The organism is [Eubacterium] eligens ATCC 27750, from assembly GCF_000146185.1.
Lineage (GTDB): Bacteria > Bacillota > Clostridia > Lachnospirales > Lachnospiraceae > Lachnospira > Lachnospira eligens.
This window is the reverse complement of the sequence record NC_012780.1, coordinates 488,940-509,065: the sequence shown is the minus strand read 5'-3', so window position 1 is coordinate 509,065 and position 20,126 is coordinate 488,940. Positions and strand designations below refer to the sequence as shown.

At 37.3% G+C, this 20,126-nt stretch carries 19 protein-coding genes; 10 read left to right on the top strand and 9 right to left on the bottom strand.

Annotated elements, in window-relative coordinates:
• Positions 1 to 203: 203 nt before the first annotated feature.
• The 3 genes from EUBELI_RS12870 to EUBELI_RS12860 are packed head-to-tail and all read right to left on the bottom strand — an operon-like array spanning position 204 to position 2,046.
• The gene (locus tag EUBELI_RS12870) at positions 204 to 968 is read right to left on the bottom strand and encodes a hypothetical protein (RefSeq protein ID WP_012740816.1); all 765 of its coding nucleotides are present in this window, start codon (positions 966 to 968) and stop codon (positions 204 to 206) included.
• A 15-nt stretch (positions 969 to 983) separates the two neighbouring features.
• A complete protein-coding gene (locus EUBELI_RS12865; protein WP_041688972.1) occupies positions 984 to 1,673 on the bottom strand; it encodes an ABC transporter ATP-binding protein in 690 nt (229 codons plus the stop codon).
• A gap of 19 nt (positions 1,674 to 1,692) precedes the next feature.
• Positions 1,693 to 2,046 carry a GntR family transcriptional regulator gene (locus EUBELI_RS12860; RefSeq protein ID WP_041688971.1) on the bottom strand — a complete coding sequence of 118 codons (354 nt, stop codon included), beginning with the start codon at positions 2,044 to 2,046 and terminating at the stop codon, positions 1,693 to 1,695.
• A 164-nt stretch (positions 2,047 to 2,210) separates the two neighbouring features.
• Between EUBELI_RS12860 and EUBELI_RS13830 the strand changes: the two genes are divergently transcribed.
• The gene (locus tag EUBELI_RS13830; protein WP_012740813.1) at positions 2,211 to 3,206 is read left to right on the top strand and encodes a J domain-containing protein; all 996 of its coding nucleotides are present in this window, start codon (positions 2,211 to 2,213) and stop codon (positions 3,204 to 3,206) included.
• Positions 3,207 to 3,263: 57 nt separating this feature from the next.
• Here EUBELI_RS13830 and EUBELI_RS14865 read toward each other — a convergent pair whose 3' ends face one another.
• The 3 genes from EUBELI_RS14865 to EUBELI_RS14285 all read right to left on the bottom strand — a co-directional run bounded on the left by EUBELI_RS14865 (position 3,264) and on the right by EUBELI_RS14285 (position 4,049).
• A complete protein-coding gene (locus EUBELI_RS14865; RefSeq protein WP_265416932.1) occupies positions 3,264 to 3,392 on the bottom strand; it encodes a hypothetical protein in 129 nt (42 codons plus the stop codon).
• A gap of 22 nt (positions 3,393 to 3,414) precedes the next feature.
• On the bottom strand, positions 3,415 to 3,558 hold the full coding sequence (locus tag EUBELI_RS14510) for a hypothetical protein (protein WP_022097890.1): 144 nt from the start codon (positions 3,556 to 3,558) through the stop codon (positions 3,415 to 3,417).
• A 92-nt stretch (positions 3,559 to 3,650) separates the two neighbouring features.
• Entirely contained in the window at positions 3,651 to 4,049 is a 399-nt protein-coding gene (locus EUBELI_RS14285) for a hypothetical protein (RefSeq protein WP_012740810.1), read from the bottom strand.
• A 192-nt stretch (positions 4,050 to 4,241) separates the two neighbouring features.
• Here EUBELI_RS14285 and EUBELI_RS12845 point away from each other — a divergent pair, with 192 nt between their 5' ends.
• The 4 genes from EUBELI_RS12845 to EUBELI_RS12830 are packed head-to-tail and all read left to right on the top strand — an operon-like array spanning position 4,242 to position 8,736.
• Entirely contained in the window at positions 4,242 to 4,664 is a 423-nt protein-coding gene (locus EUBELI_RS12845; protein ID WP_041688969.1) for a hypothetical protein, read from the top strand.
• Positions 4,665 to 4,666: 2 nt separating this feature from the next.
• The gene (locus EUBELI_RS12840; RefSeq protein ID WP_012740807.1) at positions 4,667 to 4,978 is read left to right on the top strand and encodes a hypothetical protein; all 312 of its coding nucleotides are present in this window, start codon (positions 4,667 to 4,669) and stop codon (positions 4,976 to 4,978) included.
• 16 nt (positions 4,979 to 4,994) lie between these two features.
• Positions 4,995 to 6,911, top strand: coding sequence for a DUF975 family protein (locus EUBELI_RS12835; RefSeq protein ID WP_012740806.1), 1,917 nt, complete (start codon positions 4,995 to 4,997; stop codon positions 6,909 to 6,911).
• Positions 6,877 to 8,736 (top strand): ATP-dependent nuclease, encoded by a 1,860-nt coding sequence (locus EUBELI_RS12830; protein WP_012740805.1) that lies wholly within the window; start codon positions 6,877 to 6,879, stop codon positions 8,734 to 8,736. The genes EUBELI_RS12835 and EUBELI_RS12830 overlap by 35 nt, the downstream gene beginning before the upstream one ends.
• Before the next feature lie 326 nt (positions 8,737 to 9,062).
• On the opposite strand, the gene EUBELI_RS12825 is transcribed toward EUBELI_RS12830, so the two are convergent.
• Positions 9,063 to 10,448, bottom strand: coding sequence for a GH1 family beta-glucosidase (locus EUBELI_RS12825; protein ID WP_012740804.1), 1,386 nt, complete (start codon positions 10,446 to 10,448; stop codon positions 9,063 to 9,065).
• Positions 10,449 to 10,471: 23 nt separating this feature from the next.
• Positions 10,472 to 12,925 (bottom strand): GH36-type glycosyl hydrolase domain-containing protein, encoded by a 2,454-nt coding sequence (locus EUBELI_RS12820; protein ID WP_012740803.1) that lies wholly within the window; start codon positions 12,923 to 12,925, stop codon positions 10,472 to 10,474.
• 274 nt (positions 12,926 to 13,199) lie between these two features.
• Between EUBELI_RS12820 and EUBELI_RS12815 the strand changes: the two genes are divergently transcribed.
• The 4 genes from EUBELI_RS12815 (at position 13,200) to EUBELI_RS12800 (ending at position 17,529) form a co-directional block, all read left to right on the top strand.
• The gene (locus EUBELI_RS12815; protein ID WP_041688966.1) at positions 13,200 to 14,198 is read left to right on the top strand and encodes a LacI family DNA-binding transcriptional regulator; all 999 of its coding nucleotides are present in this window, start codon (positions 13,200 to 13,202) and stop codon (positions 14,196 to 14,198) included.
• 32 nt (positions 14,199 to 14,230) lie between these two features.
• A complete protein-coding gene (locus EUBELI_RS12810) occupies positions 14,231 to 15,586 on the top strand; it encodes an ABC transporter substrate-binding protein (RefSeq protein ID WP_012740801.1) in 1,356 nt (451 codons plus the stop codon).
• Positions 15,587 to 15,674: 88 nt separating this feature from the next.
• Positions 15,675 to 16,625, top strand: coding sequence for a carbohydrate ABC transporter permease (locus tag EUBELI_RS12805; RefSeq protein WP_022097899.1), 951 nt, complete (start codon positions 15,675 to 15,677; stop codon positions 16,623 to 16,625).
• A 1-nt stretch (position 16,626) separates the two neighbouring features.
• Positions 16,627 to 17,529, top strand: coding sequence for a carbohydrate ABC transporter permease (locus EUBELI_RS12800; RefSeq protein WP_012740799.1), 903 nt, complete (start codon positions 16,627 to 16,629; stop codon positions 17,527 to 17,529).
• 84 nt (positions 17,530 to 17,613) lie between these two features.
• Here EUBELI_RS12800 and EUBELI_RS12795 read toward each other — a convergent pair whose 3' ends face one another.
• Entirely contained in the window at positions 17,614 to 18,591 is a 978-nt protein-coding gene (locus EUBELI_RS12795) for an aldose epimerase family protein (protein WP_012740798.1), read from the bottom strand.
• Positions 18,592 to 18,744: 153 nt separating this feature from the next.
• Between EUBELI_RS12795 and EUBELI_RS12790 the strand changes: the two genes are divergently transcribed.
• Positions 18,745 to 20,121, top strand: coding sequence for a M56 family metallopeptidase (locus EUBELI_RS12790; protein WP_012740797.1), 1,377 nt, complete (start codon positions 18,745 to 18,747; stop codon positions 20,119 to 20,121).
• The last annotated feature ends 5 nt before the right edge of the window (positions 20,122 to 20,126 follow it).

The window sequence follows — 20,126 nt, the reverse complement described above, 5'->3', positions numbered from 1 at the left end:
AATTTAGTAGGTGTTTTGGAGATGAAATCTATCTTTGAACAACAGAATAACTATAAAAAGACCTACTATATTCGATGAGAACATCAAGTTAGTAGGTCTTTTAAACAAGATTCATATGTAATTGTAAGAATTAAACCTACTAGATTAAATCCTGTGAAGCTTTTAGTAGGTTTTGCCGGCATCCCATCCCGTGAGAATACGAATTACAGACTTACCTTCTTATCAAGAAGCACGGCACTTCCGAATGTGCATGCAACCACCATTAATAACTGGAATATGGTAGCTGGAAGGCTTGACATTAATGCCTGGGATAAGCTGTCTGGATTCTTATAAAGTTCAGGCAACAAAGAAGAAATCTTAATTGTTGCATATGCAAGGACACAGAATAATATAACTGAGATAAATCCTTTAATCTTATTGTTCTGCAAGGCAGTTGAAGATAGTGTTATGGCAAAGTATGCAAGTGATATAAGGAAGAAGAAAGCTATAAGGAATGATATTATTCCAGCTACAATATTAATAATTATATTGACAACATCAATACCCATAATCTTTAACATTTCTGAGAAATTCTTGAGTGCGTCAGCCAGATCACCAAAGACACCAGCCATCATGAATATATCAAGAACTCCAAAGCCGATGAATATTGCTGAAATTCCTATTCCAATAATCAGTGTATAGAGCAGCTTTGATGTAATTATGCTAAGAGATGAATTAGGTGTCATGAATATCAGGTAACTGCTTTTGCTTGAAAGTTCTCTATAATATGTTACAACTCCAAATATAAATACAATAAAATAACTTACAGAGGCAGCTATTATTAAAAGTCCTCCGAAAAGGCTTGTATAGTTAATATTTTCAGTCAGGCAGAAAAACATAAACAGAGCCTGAAGTACACAGATAATACCTGCCACGATTCCTATACCGAGAAGATTCTTTCTCAATTCGTATTTTGTTAATTTTAACATTGAAGATTCCCCCTTTTAATATGCATAAATGCGTTTGTACTGGTCAACGATTGACATGCCCGAAGCTGTTCGTAAATTTTCAGCATCTCCCTGTGAAACAATCACACCGTCTTTGATAAATACTGCGTAGTCAATAACAGCTTCAAGCTCATCAACAAGGTGGCTCGACATGATGATAATCTTATCAGGTGAAGCCTTGCTGATTACCGCATTGATAACCTGCTCTCTTGCAACAATATCAACACCGTTAAGTGGTTCATCAAGCATAATAACAGATGCATTTCTTGAAAGATTAACAGCAAGCTTAAGCTTAGCCATCATTCCTGATGACATCTTGCTGGCTTTCATGTCAGGCGTAAGCTTCATCTCATTAAGATAGTTGTAGTACTGGTCAAGTGAGAAATCCTCAAAGAAATCAGCATAATACTTTCCAATATCAGCACAGCTCATATAGTTATAAAAATAACTTTCAGTAGGCATATAAGCTATGTGTTTCTTAGTTTCTACTCCTATTGGAACACCTGAAAGAGTGATGTCCCCGGAAGTGGGTTTTACCAGACCTGCTATCATCTTCATTAAAGTTGTTTTACCGCTTCCGTTAGAGCCGAGCAGAGCGTATATTCTGCCAGGCATGAAGTCGATGGAAACACCATTAACGGCAGTCATCTTCATATACTTTTTAGTAACATTTTTACATTGCAGCATAATTAAATCCCTCCATATTTTATTCGTGATAATTCTTAATGAGATTAATAATCTCATCTTTAGAAAAACCAAGGCTGGTCATTCCGGAAACGAAAGTCTCAATCATTTCACTGGAAAGTTCTGCCTTTAATGTATCAATCAGATGCACATCCTCTGATACAAATGTGCCAAGACCTCTTTTGGTATAGCACAGACCACACTGTTCAAGTTCATTGTATATTCTTGCAGCAGTGTTAGGATTGACCGTGTACTGTACGGCAAGTTCCCTGGTTGATGGAAGCTTGTCGCCAAGCTTAATCTCACCGGTAAGAATTCTTTTTTTAATATCATCGATTACCTGAAGATAAATTGGTATATTAGCCTTATAGTCCATAATCCCTCCTCCTGTAATAGGTAATGTACACATGACGCGTACCTGTGTACTAGCACAATAGTACACTATAACAATATAACTGTCAACAGGAATAATAAAAATAGTAAAATTTTTAAAAATGGTGTATGATAACTTAGAAAAAATGTAGAAGGAATACAGTATTTATGACGGTTCAGCAGGCATATAAAATATTTGATGTCAGATCAGATATTACTAAGATGGAATTGAAGAAGCGGTACAGACGGCTTATGCATATGGTGCATCCGGATGCTGTGCTAAACAGAGATAAATCAAACAAAGAAAATGTATATAGATACAGTGCATATGAAATTAATGAAGCATATACTGTTCTTTTCAATCAGACTGGGCAGGAATCATTGAAGAGTAACTATAAATATGATTATAAATATTCCGAATATGATGAGAAATATTATGGCACTGATCAGGAAAATGAAGAATATGATTTTACAGCTCCAGAGAATGAACATGCCTTTTGCCAACGCAATGTGTATCATTATGCTGAAGATTACAATGGCAACAACATTGGAAGATTTAAGGTTGCACGAGGCAGATATATGTGGATGCCAGATGAGGATTTTAAGTTGTTTCTGCGCAGTATATATGAATGTAGTGAGGAACTTCTTAACAGAATTGATGAAGAAACAGGAAGAGTGCATGATTCAGAATACAAAATCATATATCAGGCAGAACTTGCATATCTGTTAGCACAGCAGTTTACTGCAACATCAGATACATTGGGAAATATTCTTACATCAATTGATGATGCTGCAAATGTATTTTATGTCGGAGCAATGCTTGAAATGTCACCTGAATCTGGATTTATCAAAGCTGGAATGAAGCTGTTTCCGGCAGGAATAAAAAAGCATAGACTGTATTTAATGACTCGTTCGGGAAAAGAAGCGGGATACATATCATTTAAAGATGACAGATTATATTATGTGCTTATTCCGATACTTGAGCAGAAGCGTACAATGGTAAAGATAGAAGTATCTTCGAAGCAGGACAGACATAATACAATGGGAGAGAAGAAATATAAGAACATTGATTTGTGGGTTAAAATCGGAAATGATGCAACATTTCCTGAAAATATTAATATGAGAATTGAAGATTTGCTTAACAGATACCGTGAAAGCGTTTAAAAGTGGTAAGAAAAGCGGTCATATCAGAACAGAATCTGATGTGACCGCCTTTATCATTTAATTCTTAGACTGTGCGTCAGTGTTGTTGTCCTGACTTTCCGTTTTGGCTCTGTCAAGCCACACACCAAGTCCACAGGCAGCAACAGCAAGAACAATGACGATACCTACTGTTATATTACCTAACATATTATTATTCATCCTTTCAAACTTAGTCAAACATAGATATTCCGAAACGAAGCTTTCTGTAAAATTTATATACAATGGTTCCGAAAATACCCACAGTTATTCCAACGGTGGATGCAACAGATACACCTCCACCCAGAATAATACCGATTATCATTAAAATATTCATATTTATTGCCTCTTCATATAGTTGTTTAATATTATTAATAATATACATAAATAATGTATTACCAGAAAATGTTCTGATTTAATGATGATCTGTTATTTTTTGCCGTCAGTCTGGTGGATATAATTAAGAGTGACAGTGGTGCTGCATGTGATAGAATCATGCACTACGCCTGTCGATTTGAAATAGATACTGATACCGATAGCTGCACACAGACCGCAAAGTAAGAATTGGAATATGCGTAATACATTGCGGGAACTGCTTCTGTCTGCTGTAAGATTGGTGATTGATGTTCTCACAAGTCCGAGCATTTCAGTTGTACATGGCATGGTATCACTGACAGAAGGCTCAGGTGTAGCGAATACCTTAGCTTCTGATGTAGAAAAAGATTTCACTTCAGGAATATTCACACGAGCCCTGTCGAGGCACATGCCAATAAGGAAAAATGTTATTACAAATATGCAGCTTAACAGTCTTTTAAAGCTCTTTTTCATAAGAACATCTCCTTTCCAAAGTGAATCCCATCTGCTTTACTATATCATATTCAGCAGAGGGAATAAAGAGAAAATATATGTGAAAATGTATATTTTACAATGTTTGACAATCCAATGTGAAATAGGTAAAATACATATAAATATATGCATTTTGGAACATGAAAATGCATCGTGAATCAGGAGGAATTTAATATGGCATGTTTTATAGTACCAGGTACTGAAGCTATCGTTACAACAGCGATAACTAAGATTGTTGAAAAGAAAGAGAAGAAGGAAATATGTTCGTGCGAGACAGAAGGTGCTGTAGAAGCAGTTAAGGAAGAAAAGGCACTTCCATTTTCTAGAAAGTTAAAGTGGCTTAACAATATGCTTTGGGGTGGTACAGCTTTACTTGCATTTGAGCATGTATGGCATGGAGAAGTTACTCCTTTCTTTCCATTCTTAACAGCAGCAGGCAACGCTCAGGATGCTGTGCAGATGCTTAAAGAGATGGCAACTGCCGGTGTTGGCATGGCAGTGGTTGTTACAGCTGTGTGGGTTGGCATGGTAGCAATAGCTTCCGGAGTAGAAAAGAAAGCAGCTAAGGAAGCAGAAGTTAAAGGATTGGAGAGATAATTATGACATTACTTATAGCTGTATTCGCAGCGGTTATAACTACTATTATATGGTATACTAATGACAAGCGTTCGCAGTTAAAGCTTGGAACACTTGCACTTATGTACTGGGGTGCATCACTTATGTGGATGGTAGATGCAGTTGTGGAATATATTGAACTGGGGGCAGAGTATTTTACTCCGGCATCATCAGATATGCTTAATGACGCATTTTTGGGCTTATCAGTGGTAGCTTTCGGACTTATCATATGGATTGTCATACTTATGGTTAAAGATCCGCTTGGAGTAGTACGCAAGACTGTACTTAATAAGTAAAGAAGATTGTTGGAATATGGATTTTAAGAGAAAAGAACTTGCTAAAAATGCTAAGAAGAACTTAAAAAAACATTACTGGCTGTTAGTAGCAGTCTGCCTTTTTGCGGCTTTCATTGGCTCTGAATTTACAGAGACAATGGAAGCCTTTAAAAGTTTAGGAACAGTTAACAATGAAATTCAGGGTGCAGCATCGGTTGAAGCAAATGTTGATACTGTCGCTAACAGTTCGATTGTAAGTTCTGTGGTTCAGGCAATGGGCGCAGTAATCACGGGTGACGATGATTTTGGAAGGACGCAGTCTGATGCGAAGGTTTCAGAGGCCAAAGACAATGCAACCAAGGTATTGGGAAGAACAAGAGGAGTATTTGCATCTTTAGTTAATGGTATAACATCAGGTGGAATTGTATTTACATTTGTGGATTCACTATCATCAGTCATAAGTTCAAGAAGGGCAGTAGTGCTTATACTTCTGATAGTGGCACTTATGGTATATGTGTTTATAACATTTTTTATCAAGAAAACTTATCTTGTTATATCAAGAAGAATAGTGCTTGAAACGCGCACATATGATGCTGTTCCACCTGGAAAGTTTATGTTTCTTCTCCGGGTAAAAAGATGGATGAAGGCATCGTGGGTGCTTATTGTCAATAATGTATATGAAATATTATGGTCACTTACAATTGTAGGTATATTTGTGAAGCATTTTTCATACATGCTTGTGCCATACATTATCGCGGAGAATCCTGATATGAAGGCAAATGAGGCTATAACCTTATCAAGAAAGATGATGAAAGGCTACAAATGGAGGGCATTTCTGTATGGATTATCATTCATTGGCTGGACAGTGATTGGAATGGCAACGTTAGGAGTTGTAGGAGTGCTGTTTGTGAATCCTTATAAAGCTGCATTTTATGCAGAATTCTATGCAAATGTAAGAGCAGTATATCTTGAAAAAGAACCGGAGGCGGTTAAGTGGCTTAATGATTCATATCTGTATGAAAGACCATCAGAAGAGCAGCTTAAAAATGTATACGCAGATGTATATGAACTTATAGATAGTCCGCAGCCACAGATTGATTTTGATGATTACCACAATTCGAGAATAGGAAGATTGAAGAAATTAAGAGTATTTTTAGCCAACACATTTGGCATAATACTTATTAACAGCAAGGCAGAGCTGGAATTTGAAGAAAAAAAGAAGGAAATGCTTCGTATGAGTAAGAATAAAGCAGAAGCAGTTGGAAAAGCCTATCCTGCCCGCCTTTTCAATCTTAAGGAACACAGAGTTGACCTTGAAAATACAGTGTATATGCGTAATTATTCAATACCATCGCTTATACTGATATTCTTTTCGTTATGTTTTGTGGGATGGATATGGGAGGTTACGCTTCATCTGATATCGTCACATACATTTGTAAACAGAGGAGTTCTTCATGGACCATGGCTTCCTATATATGGTTCAGGTGGAATACTCATACTGATATGTCTTAAAAAATTAAGAAATAAGCCGGTTGTGGAATTCTTTGCATCAGTAGTTTTATGTGGATTCGTTGAATATTTTACATCACTGTATCTGGAAATCAGCTGCGGAAGAAGATGGTGGAATTATAACGGATATTTTCTTAACCTTAATGGAAGAATATGTGCTGAAGGTCTTTTGGTATTTGGACTTGGAGGAGTTGCAATAGTATATATTATTGCACCGCTTCTTGATAATTTCTTCAGAAAGATTAAACTGAGGGTTGTTGGTGCAGTGTGTGCGGCATTGATAGTTGCATTCATTGTTGACATGGTATATTCCAAAAAGAATCCTAATACGGGTAAAGGAATATCAACATTTAATGATAATACACCAGAATATATGCTGGCAGAAATGTATCAGGGGGCAGAGGACAGGTATGAGGATAGAATATCTTTTAATCAGAAATTTTAAATCAATCAGAGAACTTGAGATTAATGATATTGAAGATGTACTGATTCTTGTTGGCAGAAATAATGCAGGAAAGAGTGTGGTTCTTGACGCAATAAGAGCGGTTACCGGGGATTATGAAGTTTCATTAAGAGATTTCAATGATAACGAAGGTAATATAAGCATTACAGTTCGCATCAGTATTGAAGATGAGGATCTGGCTGTATTGTATCAGAAGGGACAGGTGAGTTCTTTTAAGCATTATGACTTGTGGTATAAGGATTTTTGCAATAAACTTCCATCGTTAAAGGATGGTATTCTTGAATTTGAATATGTATATAGCCGTGATGGTAAGATTAAGTACAGGGACGGAGTTAAGAAGAACAATATTTATATAAAAACAGTCCTTCCCAGAATATTCTATGTTGACCACGAGAGACGTAAGTCATCAATTCAGGAAGATCTTATCATGCTGCAGGGTGGAACGGAATATGCAGACCTTAAAGATAACGTGTGTATATTTGATAAGCATAGGATGTGTAATCAGTGCTTTAATTGCATAGGAATCATTAACCGCAAGAAACCGGAACAACTATCTTTATTAGAAACAGCGAGACTTATGCAGTATAAGCTGTTTAATTTTAATCTGGCTAATTTTGAGAATAAACTTAATGAAAAATTTAAGAACAATGGTGGCATTGGAGAAAGAATTCATTATCAGATTACATTTGATGCAGAAAAACTCATGCATGTTGATACAATTGTTCACAATGAAATGCGTGACACTGATGGGGATGTCAATGACCTTTCTGATGGTCTTAACAGTATCTATATTCTGTCGCTGCTTGAAACATATGCAGAATATGGAAGTACTGTGCCATACATTATTCTGATTGAAGATCCGGAAATATATCTGCATCCTCAGTTACAGAAGATTGCAAGTGAAATTCTGTACAAGCTTTCAAGGAAAAATCAGGTTATATTCTGCACGCATTCACCGCAGATGTTATTTAACTTTACTACAAGACAGATTCGTCAGGTGGTTAACGACAGAGATAATAATACAGTTGTTACTCCGGAGGCAGATATTGATGATATATTAGATGATCTTGGATATGCTGCTAATGACCTTATGAATGTGAGCTTTGTATTTATAGTGGAAGGAAAACAGGACAGAAGCCGTTTGCCGCTACTTCTGGAGAAATATTATTCAGAAGTTATAGATGAGAATGGCAATCTCAATCGTATAGCGATAATTGCAACTAACAGTTGTACAAACATCAAGACTTATGCCAATCTGAAATATATAAATACATTATATCTTAAGGATGAGTTCCTTATGATAAGAGATGGAGATGGTAAGGATGCTGAACGTTTAAGAGACCAGCTTACCAATTATTACAGGCAGCGTGCAAAGCAGGATTATGGCAATCTGCCAAGAGTAACAGACCGTAATGTGCTTATATTAAAATATTATTCATTTGAGAATTATTTTCTTGACCCCGAGATAATGACTAAGATAGGCGTTGTAAAAAGTGTAGACCAGTTCTATGACATATTATATGCCAAATATAAAGAATACCTGTATCGCCTTGTCAGCACTAAGAAAATGTTAGAAAAACTGAACATAACAATTGAGACAAGACAGGACATCATAGACAACATGGAGAATATCAGAAAATATGTCAGAGGACACAACCTGTATGACATATTCTACGGACGTTACAAGGGTGAGAAAGAAAATGCAATATTAAGAGCGTACATAGACGCAGCTCCAAGAGAGAATTTCGATGATATATTTACGGCTATTGATAATTTTGTATACTTTAATAACCGTAGAAATGAATAAATTGGGTTATAGGCATGAGGACGTACAACCGCCGAGGTACTTCTATATAGTGCGTATCCTTATGAATTGCCGTATATGAAGTGAATAACAGCCGTGGCGTCTGTATATATGATATGTTCGATTTATTCCGAATCGTGTGTGAGTTAATGCCGCTATCTATAAAAGTTCAGTGCTGGAAATCTCGTTCAAGCGAAGCGCGTTTGATTTCCAGCAATGTAATAAACTCTATAGATGGCGGCATTTACTCACACTAGATGCAGGAATCCATGAGAACATGTCATATATACAGATGCCACGGCGTCATGCACACTTATTAATACCAATATTTAGTTGGATGACTTCTTAATTAAATCAGAATACCAATAAGCGGAATCCTTTGGAATTCTCTGTTGTGTTTCATAGTCTACGAACACTAATCCGAATCTTGGGTCGTAGCCGCTGTGCCATTCGAAATTATCTGTGAATGACCAGTGGAAGTAGCCGAGTATTGGGACACCGGCTTTGTAGGCTTTCTCAAGGTCTGTGAGATATCTTGTCAGAAAGTCGATACGGTTGCTGTCGTGGACTTTGCCATCAAGACTTATGATATCGTTGCAGGCAAGTCCATCCTCAAATATATATATTGGAAGATTATATCTTTCATACAGATATCTTATACCATAATTCATAACACCGGGAGTTACAGGCCAGCCGAGAGCTGTTCGTGGACTGCCGGGCTTTTTATTAATATAACCGGCTGCATTTATTTCATGTCCGTTATATACATTTATGCCAAGATAGTCTATTGGCTGGTGTATTAGTTCAATATCGCCCTTTTTTACGAATGGCAGTTCTTCATAATGTCCGATTTTTTCAAGACCAGGTTCAAGATGTAATTCTGTACCAGCAATGTCAGGATATCTGCCAAGGCATGTCATGTCACAGAATATAGTGTGGTTAAATGTCATGTTGCCTTTAACAATATTGAAACATTCAGCTCTTGCAGCATCAATGTCTTCGTCACATTCTTTTGAAGGATAGCATAGGCCGCCAGTGCTGGAAAAACCAATTTTTACAGGCTGTTTTGCAACGGCACGCATCTTAGTGACAGCAAGACCGTGAGCGAGTGCAAGATGGTGGATTACAGACAGGACAGATACTGTGTCAAGCTTCTTGCCAGGAGCATGAAGTCCAAGCATGTATCCGAGTCCGGATATAATCTGTGGTTCATTGATGGTAGCAATATTAGTTACACGGTCTGAAAAATGTTTACATATGAATTCAGCGTAATCAGCAAATACGAAAGCTGTCTCGCGGTTAAGCCATCCGCCTTTATCTTCGAGTGCCTGAGGTAAATCCCAGTGATAAATCGTTATGAATGGTTTGATATTATTTTCAAGGCAGAAGTTTACAATATTATCATAGAAATCAAGTCCGGCTTTGTTGTAGCGGATATTGCCGTCAGAATCCTTAACAATTCCATCAGGAAATATTCGTGACCATGAAATTGAAAAGCGGTATGCCTGAATACCAAGATTTTTCATAAGTGAAATATCCTCGCGATAGCGGTGATAGTGGTCACATGCTTTGTTGCCATTCTCATCATGTGCAATATTACCCGGTTTATTAGAGAATGTGTCCCAGATAGAAAGACCTTTGCCATCTTCGGTAAAGGCTCCCTCTATCTGATAGGAACTAGAGGCGGTACCCCATAAAAAGTTCTTATCAAACATAATAATTCCTTTCTGTATAGTTGTCAGATGTTAACAGTTACATTATATACTTTAGTGTCTTTATTATATGGAACAGTGTTGCCACTGATTTCACTGCCATTGACAATAAGAGAAGAAACTCTTTCGTGCTTCTCATTGCTGATAGTAATGTTATATACAGCATCTCTGAATTTTCTTGTAATTGTCAGATTCTTAATGGAATCAGGCAGACAAGGGTCAATGGTGAGTCCTTCAAATGAAGCTCTTACACCAAGTATATATTGAGATATACTTGTAAATGTCCATGCAGCGGTGCCTGTAAGCCAGCTGTTTTTGGCTTCACCAAAGCTTGCGGCATCTTTGCCGGCAATCATCTGTGAATATACATAAGGTTCAGTCCTGTGTATCTCACTTATCTCTTCAAGATATGCCGGACATATTTTCTTGTATGTTTCGAATGCTCTGTTTTTATCATCAATAACGGTTTCAGCAATAGATACCCAAGGATTATTATGACAGAATATTCCAGCATTTTCTTTGTATCCAGGCGGATAAGAAGATACCTCGCCGAGTTCAAGATGATATGACCTGTAAGCTGGTTGTAAAATCATAATTCCGTACTTTGTATCAAGAATTTTTTCTACTGAATCCATAGCTTTCTGTGCGAGTCCTTCTTTGACACCTATACCTGCCATAACACAGAAGCCCTGTGGTTCAATGTATATCTGTCCATCTTCACATTCATGTGAACCAACCTTACGGCTTTCGGCATCATATGCACGAAGGAACCATTCACCATCCCAGCCTGCATCAAGAACAGCTTTATACATGTCATCAACATGGGAACGTACAGCATTTTCTTCCTCTGTAAGACCTGCTATGTGGCATATGTCTGCATATTCATTGCCATATTTTACATACATTCCGGCGATAAATACCGATTCAGCAACAGGTCCTTCTGATGGTCCGGTAGTCTGGAAAGATTCACCCGGAGCAGAAGAGAAGCAGTTTAAGTTGAGACAGTCATTCCAGTCAGCTCTTCCGATAAGTGGCAGCTTATGCGGTCCAAGATGAGTAGTTGTATAATTAAAGGATCTTCTTAAATGTTCCATAAGCGGCTGTGCCTTACTTGTATCGCAGTCAAATGCTACCTTTTCATCAAGAATGCTGAAATCGCCTGTTTCTTTAAGATATGCAGCTGTTCCTGCAATAAGCCAGAGAGGATCATCGTTAAAGCCTGAACCAATATCAGAATTACCTTTCTTAGTTAATGGCTGATACTGGTGATATGCACTTCCATCTTCAAATTGAGTAGCAGCAATATCAAGAATTCTCTGTCTTGCTGAATCAGGAATAAGATGTACGAAGCCAAGTAAATCCTGGCAGGAATCTCTAAATCCCATACCACGTCCGGTTCCAGACTCATAATAGGAAGCAGATCTTGACATGTTAAATGTTACCATGCACTGATACTGATTCCATATATTAACCATACGGCAGAGCTTCTTGTCTTCTGTGTCAACAATATAAGATGAGAGAAGATGAGTCCAGTAATCTTTTAAAGCAGCAAGAGCTGTATCAAATTTTGCCGGAGTGTTGTATTTTTCAAGAAGGGCATATGCAGGTTCTTTGTTAATGATTCCGAATGATTCCCACTTCTTATCATCAGGGTTCTCTGCATATCCTATAATGAATACATATTCTTTCTCTTCGCCCGGCTCAAGGTCAATATCGATTCTGAAAGATCCAACAGGTGACCATCCGCTTGCAATAGAATTATAAGATGTACCTTCTTTAACAGCTTTAGGCATTGCAGGACTTCCGTATGTACCGATGAAACTTTCTCTGCTTGTATCAAAACCGTTGGCAGCAGTGCTGACGGCATGAACAGCATAATGGTTACGCCGTTCACGGTATTCTGTCTTGTGATATATTGCTGACATGGCAGCGGTGCCAATATTAATCTCTGGCTGAACTTCAACTTCGCCTGTGCTGAAGTTACGCTGGAAGTTGTTGCAGTCATCAACTGCATTCCATAAACAGAATTCTATATAAGAATATACAGATAAATGTTTAACAGAATTTCCTGTGTTCTTAATAGTAAGTTTATCAAGTTCACAATTATCTCCAATAGGAACGAGAGCAGTCTGTGTAGCTTTAATGTCATTCTTGGATGAAGAAATCACTGTATATCCAAGTCCGTGACGACATGTATAATCCTCAACTGGTGTCTGGGATGGCTGCCATCCAGGATTCCATATGGTATCCTCATCTTTAATATAAATGTAGTGACCGTTGTTATCTAAAGGAGAATTATTATAGCGATATCTTGTGAGTCGGAGCAGCTTGGCATCCTTATAGAAACAGTATCCTCCGCCGGTATTGCTCTTAAGACTGAAAAAATTCTCGCAGCCTAAGTAATTAATCCATGGCAATGGAGTTTCTGGTGTAGTTATGACATATTCTTTATTGATGTCATCAAAAAAACCGAATTGCATATTATACCTCCTGTACACATATAATTTATAGAAAACGATTAAGTGCATTAAGGTACAAGTTCTAATATTGATTTTATAGTAATAAGTATATTTTAAGGCTTGGATTAAATCAATGATTATTTTGAATTTGAATAAGAATTGGTAGAAATGCACAAAAAATACAATGATATATAAGAAAATAAGTAAAATTTACAAAAGTGCTTGCATTTATATCTGATATGAGTTATAGTAAAGCTACGAAAACGATTAAGTAATGCATGAAAGGAATGAATCTATGGTATCTATGAAAGATGTTGCTGTAGAATGTGGGGTTTCAATTGCTACAGTAAGTAAAGCTCTCAATGACCATAGTGACATCAGTGAAGAGACACGCAGGAAAGTTAAAGAGGCAGCTAACAGACTTGGATATTATCCGAATTCAGCAGCCAGAGCACTTAAGACGAACCGTTCATATAACATAGGAGTTCTTCTTAATAATGGTCTTGCACATGAGTATTTTGCCGAGGTTCTTGAGAGTTTTAAGAATGAAGCAGAGAAGAAGGGGTATGATATTACATTTGTAAGCAATCACTCTAAGAAGATGACTTTCTACGAACACTGTTTATACAGGAATTTTGATGGCGTGCTTGTAGCTTGTGAGGATTTCAGCAATCCTGAAATCTATGAAATGGTTAACGGGAGATTACCAGTTGTGACCATCGACTACATTTTCAATGGCAGTACATCGGTCAATTCTAACAACGTGAAAGGGATGAGTGAATTAGTACGTTACGCGTACAGCAGGGGACACAGAAAGATAGCTTATATTTATGGAAACGTTGAATCAGAGGTTACGAAAGAACGTCTGGCAGCCTTTTATAAGACAATGGGTGAATTAGGGGTAGAAGTTCCAGATGAATACATTAAAGAATCAACCTATCTTGATTCGATAAAAGCTGAGAAGCTTACATATGAGCTGTTAAAATTAAAGGAACCGCCAACATGTATTTTTTATCCAGATGATTTATCTGTTGTTGGGGGCAAGAATGCTATTAAGAATATGAAATTGCATAGTCCGAAGAATGTGTCTGTTGCAGGTTACGATGGAACAAGATTCTCGCAGATGTTAAATCCTAAGATTACAACAATTCGTCAGAACACCAGGGAGATCGGCAAGATTGCCGCAGATGAGCTTATAAGTGCTATAGAGAATCCCAGGGCAACGATAGTAAAGAGGGTTGTTGTAGATGCGGAACTAATCGAAGGGGAAACAATTAAAAAGATAGGAAACTAAAGGTGTCGTCTAAGATTTATGGAGGGTTTTTTATGAAAAAGAGATTATTAAGTCTGGCACTTGGCACAATGATGGTGCTTTCCACATTAGCAGGTTGTGGATCAAAGGATGGTGGTTCGGCAGCAGTTAATACTAAGCCTGAGGAACAGGGTAAGGTACTTAACATTTACTGCTGGAACGAAGAGTTTAAGAGCAGATTTGAAGGATATTATAAGAATGTTCCTTCAGATGTTAAGGTAAATTGGGTAATTACTCCTAACGAAAACAACGCTTATCAGAATGCTCTTGATGCTGCATTATTAAAGCAGAAGGATGCAGCAGCAGATGATAAGATTGATATGTTCCTTATCGAAGCTGATTATGCTTTAAAGTATGTTAACAGTGATTACACACTTGATGTAAAAGATGTAGGCCTTACAGATGATGACCTTAAGGACATGTATCAGTACACAAAGGATATCGCAACTGACAGCAAAGGAAAACTTAAGGCTACAACATGGCAGGCAACTCCAGGACTCTTTGCTTACAGACGTTCTATTGCTAAGGATGTTCTTGGAACAGATGATCCGGATAAGGTTCAGGAAGCACTTTCAACTTGGGATAAGTTTGATAAGGTAGCTGAACAGGCTGCTGCTAAGGGCTACAAGATGCTTTCAGGTTATGATGATTCATACAGAGTATTCTCTAACAATGTATCAGCTCCTTGGGTTGATTCTAATAACAAGATTGTTATTGATGATAACATTATGAAGTGGGTTGATCAGACTAAGAAATATACAGATAAGGGCTATAATAATAAGTCATCTCTTTGGGATTCAACATGGGCAGCAGATCAGGGACCTTCTGGTAAGGTATTCGGATTCTTCTACTCAACATGGGGAATTAACTTTACACTTTTAGGTAACTCGCTTGCTACTCCTGTTAAGGAAGGTGGTAAGGAAGAAGTTGGTAACGGTATCTACGGCGACTATGCAGTATGTGAAGGTCCACAGAGCTACTACTGGGGTGGTACATGGATCTGTGCAGCAGCAGGAACAGATAACGCTAACCTTGTAAAAGATGTTATGAAGACACTTTGCTGTGATAAGGCTACAATGAAGAAGATTACAGAAGATACTCAGGATTACACTAATACAACATCAGGTATGAATGAGATTGCTAACAGCGACTTCAAGTCAGCATTCCTTGGTGGTCAGAATCATATCAAGTTATTTGCTAAGTCAGCTCCTAAGATCAGCATGAAGAATATCTCTTCTTATGACCAGGGTCTTAACGAAGAATTCCAGAAGGCTATGAAGGATTACTTCGATGGCAATGTAACTAAGGATAAGGCTCTTGATAACTTCTATAAAGCAGCTATTGAGAAATATCCAAACCTTTCAAAGTAATTAGTAATTGCTAGTCATTAAGGCACAGTCATTATAATAAGTATGTTATATGGCTGTGCCTTTTTATATGGCAGGAATGGAGATATGTATGAATAAAAAGAAGAAAAAGTTTGTAAGCTATGCAAAATGGGGATACATATTTCTTATACCGTTCTTTGCAGTATATATTGTGTTTTCATTAATACCACTGATTTCTACATTTTATAATAGTTTTTTTGAGAACTATATGGTTGGACTTATGCAGGTCGGACCTAAGTTCGTTGGATTTGACAATTACAAAGCCATACTGTTTAACGGTGATACATTGCTCTATCTGAAGAATACAATGATAATGTGGCTGATGGGATTTATTCCACAGATTCTTATATCATTGCTTCTGGCGTCATGGTTTACAGATCTTAGATTAAGATTAAAATGTACAGGATTTTTCAAAACTATAATCTATATGCCTAATTTGATTATGGCATCTGCATTTGCCATGTTATTCTACGCAATATTTGCAGATCAGGGACCAATCAATAACATGCTTAACAGTATGGGATTGCCTACATATAGATTCCTTGCAGAGGTAGCAGGAGCAAGAGGATTGATTGCTCTTATGAACTTCCTTATGTGGTTTGGTAATACAACAATAATTCTTATGGCTGCCATCATGGGCGTTGATCCTTGTCTTTTTGAAGCAGCAAGAATTGATGGTGCTAATTCAAGACAGATATTTGGAAAGATTACACTTCCACTTATTAAGCCTATTCTGGCATACACACTTATTACATCACTGATTGGAGGAATCCAGATGTTCGATGTTCCTCAGATTCTTACTAATGGTAATGGTAATCCGGATAGAACAAGTATGACGGTTATCATGTATCTTAATAAGCATCTTTATAGTAAGAATTATGGTATGGCAGGTGCGCTTTCAGTTATTCTGTTTATTGTAACAGCGGTACTTAGTATATTTGTATTTAATTATATAACAAAGGATATGGAAGCGGCAGGAATAAGAAAAGCTAAGAAGAAAAAAGCAAAGGAGGCGAAGTAATATGAGTAATTCAGGTAAAGCCTCTGCAAGTGCCGATATTAAAGGCACTAATGCTGGAGTGAAAGACAGGATAATACTTACAACGGAGAGAGTGTTATGTTATATCGTGCTTATTCTTATAACATTCTTGTGCCTTTTCTCGTTCTATGTACTTATTATTAATACAACAAGATCACACCCTGATATCCAGAAGGGATTCTCATTCCTTCCGGGAAAGTCATTTATAGTCAACATGAAGAATGTTCTTGCTAATGAGAATATTCCTGTTGTCAGAGGTATGTTTAACAGCTTGTTTGTTGCAGCATGTTCAGCGGTTCTGTCAGTGTATTTCTCAGCACTTACAGCATTTGCTATTCATGCATATAACTTTAAGTTAAAGAAGTTTGCATTCACTTTCATTCTTCTTGTAATGATGGTGCCAACACAGGTGTCAGCACTTGGATTTGTTAAGATGATGGGAGACTGGAATCTTCTCAATTCTTACATACCACTTATTGTTCCTTCGGTCGCAGCGCCTGTTGTATTCTTCTTTATTAAGCAGTATATGGACAGTGTGCTTCCAATGGAACTTATAGAGGCGGCAAGAATTGATGGCGCAAAAGAGTTCAGAATATTTAACCAGATTGTTCTGCCTCTTATGAAGCCGGCATTGGCTGTTCAGATGATATTTACTTTCGTATCATCATGGAATAATTATTTTATACCTTCACTCCTTATTAACAAGGCAAGTAAGAAAACACTTCCTTTGTTGATAGCACAGCTTCGTAGTGCGGATTTCCTGAAGTTTGATATGGGTCAGGTATATATGATGATAGCATTTGCTATTGTTCCGGTAATTATAGTGTATATCTGTCTTTCAAAGTTCATTGTAAGAGGTGTTACACTTGGTGGTGTTAAAGGTTAGATATGCTTTTAGATTAAAAAGAACCGTCCTGATTTCAGGGGCGGTTCTTTTTTGCGTCGTGCACTTTGGTAATGCAGTTTCTGTTTAGAAAATGTATTCTATATATCTGTCAAGATGCTCTCCGGCTTTAAGAACAGGGGACGGAAAGTTATTATGATGCATTGAGTCAGGGAAAAACTGAGGTTCAAAACATATGCCATGCTGATCGTTGTATGGCATATTGTATTTACCGGTACAGTTACCTATATAATTACCGTTATACAGCTGCAATCCTGGGAAACTGGTCTTTACAGACATGCTTATGCCTGCTTCTGGGTCGGTTACTTTAGCGGCATATTCATATGCATCAGAGAGAACGTAATTGATATCAATATAATCTGTTCCAACTCTTCTTGGATTACGGAAATCATACATTGTTCCTTCAACAGGCAGAATGTCACCTGTGGGGATATTGCTGCTGTCTACAGGGGTGTAGCAATCTGCTCCTATAGATACTATATAATTACAGACATTCTTTACTCCGGAAAAATTAAAGTAACTATGATTGGTGAAGCTGCATACCGTATCCATATCTGACACTGCGTCATAATGCACAAGTATTGAATTCCTGTCAGTAATAGTAATTGTCTGGGTAACTTTAAGATTACCGGGAAATCCATTCTCCAGATGCGGGCTGTTAAGTGTGAGTATGAGAGCATCTGGATTAACATCATACTGCCACATACATTTGTTGAAGCCGTGTCCGCTGTGAAGAGTATTATTACCTTCGTTGGCAGGAAGGTGCCAGTCTTTACCGTTAAGAGTTATGCATGCCCCGGCAATTCTGTTGGCGAATCGGCCCATTGTTCCACCGAAGTTCTGCTGGTCATAATAATATTCTTCCGGGGTATCATAACCAAGGATTATGTCGTGCTGTGTGCCGGATGAATCAGTTACGAACATTGACTGGAATGTTGCACCGTAGTCTGAAACATAAAGCGATATGCCATTATATGAAAGCTGAATAATATGACACATTGTACCATCGGGGAGAATCCCCCATTTTTTGACATTATATTGCATAAATACTCCCTTCTGTGTATATGATTAATACGAACAATAAATATGAATTAAGTATACCATTTTATACAAAGAAGTTCTATGTTTTTATATAAAAATGTGATATATTTATTAATATGTCGGATTTATATATTTAACTTAGGAGTGCAGCAGATTATGCTATGGACAGATTTATTTTACATGATTGTCATAACTACATTTACGGGTAGTGTGCTAACTGTTGCGTGGCTTATAACTTCATATTTACTTGATAAGACAGGATATCTTAATATGTCATACAGACTTGGAAAAGTTGTTGTATTGTTCTGGATAATTCCGGTAATGTATTACGCGATAAGAATGATTGACCACTTAAGGTTCGTGTGGAATGGTTACGCATTTGATACATCACCGCTTATTATTAATGTGACAAGAGCTGTTGCTATTGTGTGGATAACAGGTCTGGCTGTTGCAATAATGATTTATGTGTTTAAGAGATTCAGAATTTTATCAATAAGGAAAGAATCATTTGCCTGTAATAAGGAGATGAACAGGATTTTCTATGAGATAAAAGAACAGATGGGACTTGGGAAATGTAAAATTACATTAAGGCAGTCATACAGAACAACTACTGCATATGTGACAGGAATACACAGACCGTGTGTTGTTGTTAATGCAGATCATTTTTCTGAGAAAGAGATGAGAGTTGTATTTGCACATGAACTTACACATGTGGTTCATAATGATATATGGTTCAGATATCTTCTTGCGGTGGCAAGTATACTTAATTTCTTTAATCCGGTTATATGGATTTTTTACAGAAGATTTATTAAATATGCTGAGTATGCATGTGACTATTCTGTATGTATGTCAGAGAATGGATTACATGAATATTATGAAACAATATTTAATCTTGCTGTGAGAAATAATAATCTTTATGACATGCTGTCTGCAAGTCTGTATGAAAATAAAAGCAGTTTAAGAGAAAGAATGGAGCATGTTATGAAGAGTTATAATGTTAAGAAAAGACCAATGGCTGTTGCAGCAGCTATACTGACTTTATTTGTTGCTATGAGTTCTGTTATGGTGGCGGGAGCAGCTACAACCGTAACTGAAACATCAGTTAAGGTTGCGGAGGCAACTGCTGATGAAAAAAGAGAGCTACAGGTATTAGAAACAGAATATTATGAGGCTGCTGATTATGAAAATCCAGCGGTTACAGATGTGTATGAAGAAGATGTTAATCCTGATGAAATAATGCCATGTGCTTCAAATGGTACAATCTCATGGGATGTATATGCCGGGGTAAGGAGGTCAACATCAAGCTTTCATGCATCTTCTGGACAGAGGATAGTTTTAAGTGTATTTTCGGTGGAACCATTTCATAGCGTAAGAGCGGGAATTATACAGCCTGATGGTTCGAAGAGATATATTATTGCCAATGGCAATGACTCACACATATTTGAGCTGACAATGAGTGGTTCATACAGAATATATATCCAGAATGAAACAACAGAGAGTGTTCATGTTGAAGGAGCGTATTCTACACATTAATTAGT

What these genes read in the sequence shown, in the direction of transcription:
- EUBELI_RS12835 (WP_012740806.1), top strand. Translation starts at nt 4,995, where the DNA reads ATGGATTTTAAGAGAAAAGAACTTGCTAAAAATGCTAAGAAGAACTTA.
- EUBELI_RS12860 (WP_041688971.1), bottom strand. Translation starts at nt 2,046, where the DNA reads ATGGACTATAAGGCTAATATACCAATTTATCTTCAGGTAATCGATGAT.
- EUBELI_RS12820 (WP_012740803.1), bottom strand. Translation starts at nt 12,925, where the DNA reads ATGCAATTCGGTTTTTTTGATGACATCAATAAAGAATATGTCATAACT.
- EUBELI_RS12840 (WP_012740807.1), top strand. Translation starts at nt 4,667, where the DNA reads ATGACATTACTTATAGCTGTATTCGCAGCGGTTATAACTACTATTATA.
- EUBELI_RS12810 (WP_012740801.1), top strand. Translation starts at nt 14,231, where the DNA reads ATGAAAAAGAGATTATTAAGTCTGGCACTTGGCACAATGATGGTGCTT.
- EUBELI_RS12865 (WP_041688972.1), bottom strand. Translation starts at nt 1,673, where the DNA reads ATGCTGCAATGTAAAAATGTTACTAAAAAGTATATGAAGATGACTGCC.
- EUBELI_RS12805 (WP_022097899.1), top strand. Translation starts at nt 15,675, where the DNA reads ATGAATAAAAAGAAGAAAAAGTTTGTAAGCTATGCAAAATGGGGATAC.
- EUBELI_RS14865 (WP_265416932.1), bottom strand. Translation starts at nt 3,392, where the DNA reads ATGTTAGGTAATATAACAGTAGGTATCGTCATTGTTCTTGCTGTTGCT.
- EUBELI_RS13830 (WP_012740813.1), top strand. Translation starts at nt 2,211, where the DNA reads ATGACGGTTCAGCAGGCATATAAAATATTTGATGTCAGATCAGATATT.
- EUBELI_RS12825 (WP_012740804.1), bottom strand. Translation starts at nt 10,448, where the DNA reads ATGTTTGATAAGAACTTTTTATGGGGTACCGCCTCTAGTTCCTATCAG.
- EUBELI_RS14510 (WP_022097890.1), bottom strand. Translation starts at nt 3,558, where the DNA reads ATGAATATTTTAATGATAATCGGTATTATTCTGGGTGGAGGTGTATCT.
- EUBELI_RS12845 (WP_041688969.1), top strand. Translation starts at nt 4,242, where the DNA reads ATGGCATGTTTTATAGTACCAGGTACTGAAGCTATCGTTACAACAGCG.
- EUBELI_RS12815 (WP_041688966.1), top strand. Translation starts at nt 13,200, where the DNA reads ATGGTATCTATGAAAGATGTTGCTGTAGAATGTGGGGTTTCAATTGCT.
- EUBELI_RS12795 (WP_012740798.1), bottom strand. Translation starts at nt 18,591, where the DNA reads ATGCAATATAATGTCAAAAAATGGGGGATTCTCCCCGATGGTACAATG.
- EUBELI_RS12790 (WP_012740797.1), top strand. Translation starts at nt 18,745, where the DNA reads ATGCTATGGACAGATTTATTTTACATGATTGTCATAACTACATTTACG.
- EUBELI_RS12800 (WP_012740799.1), top strand. Translation starts at nt 16,627, where the DNA reads ATGAGTAATTCAGGTAAAGCCTCTGCAAGTGCCGATATTAAAGGCACT.
- EUBELI_RS14285 (WP_012740810.1), bottom strand. Translation starts at nt 4,049, where the DNA reads ATGAAAAAGAGCTTTAAAAGACTGTTAAGCTGCATATTTGTAATAACA.
- EUBELI_RS12830 (WP_012740805.1), top strand. Translation starts at nt 6,877, where the DNA reads ATGAGGATAGAATATCTTTTAATCAGAAATTTTAAATCAATCAGAGAA.
- EUBELI_RS12870 (WP_012740816.1), bottom strand. Translation starts at nt 968, where the DNA reads ATGTTAAAATTAACAAAATACGAATTGAGAAAGAATCTTCTCGGTATA.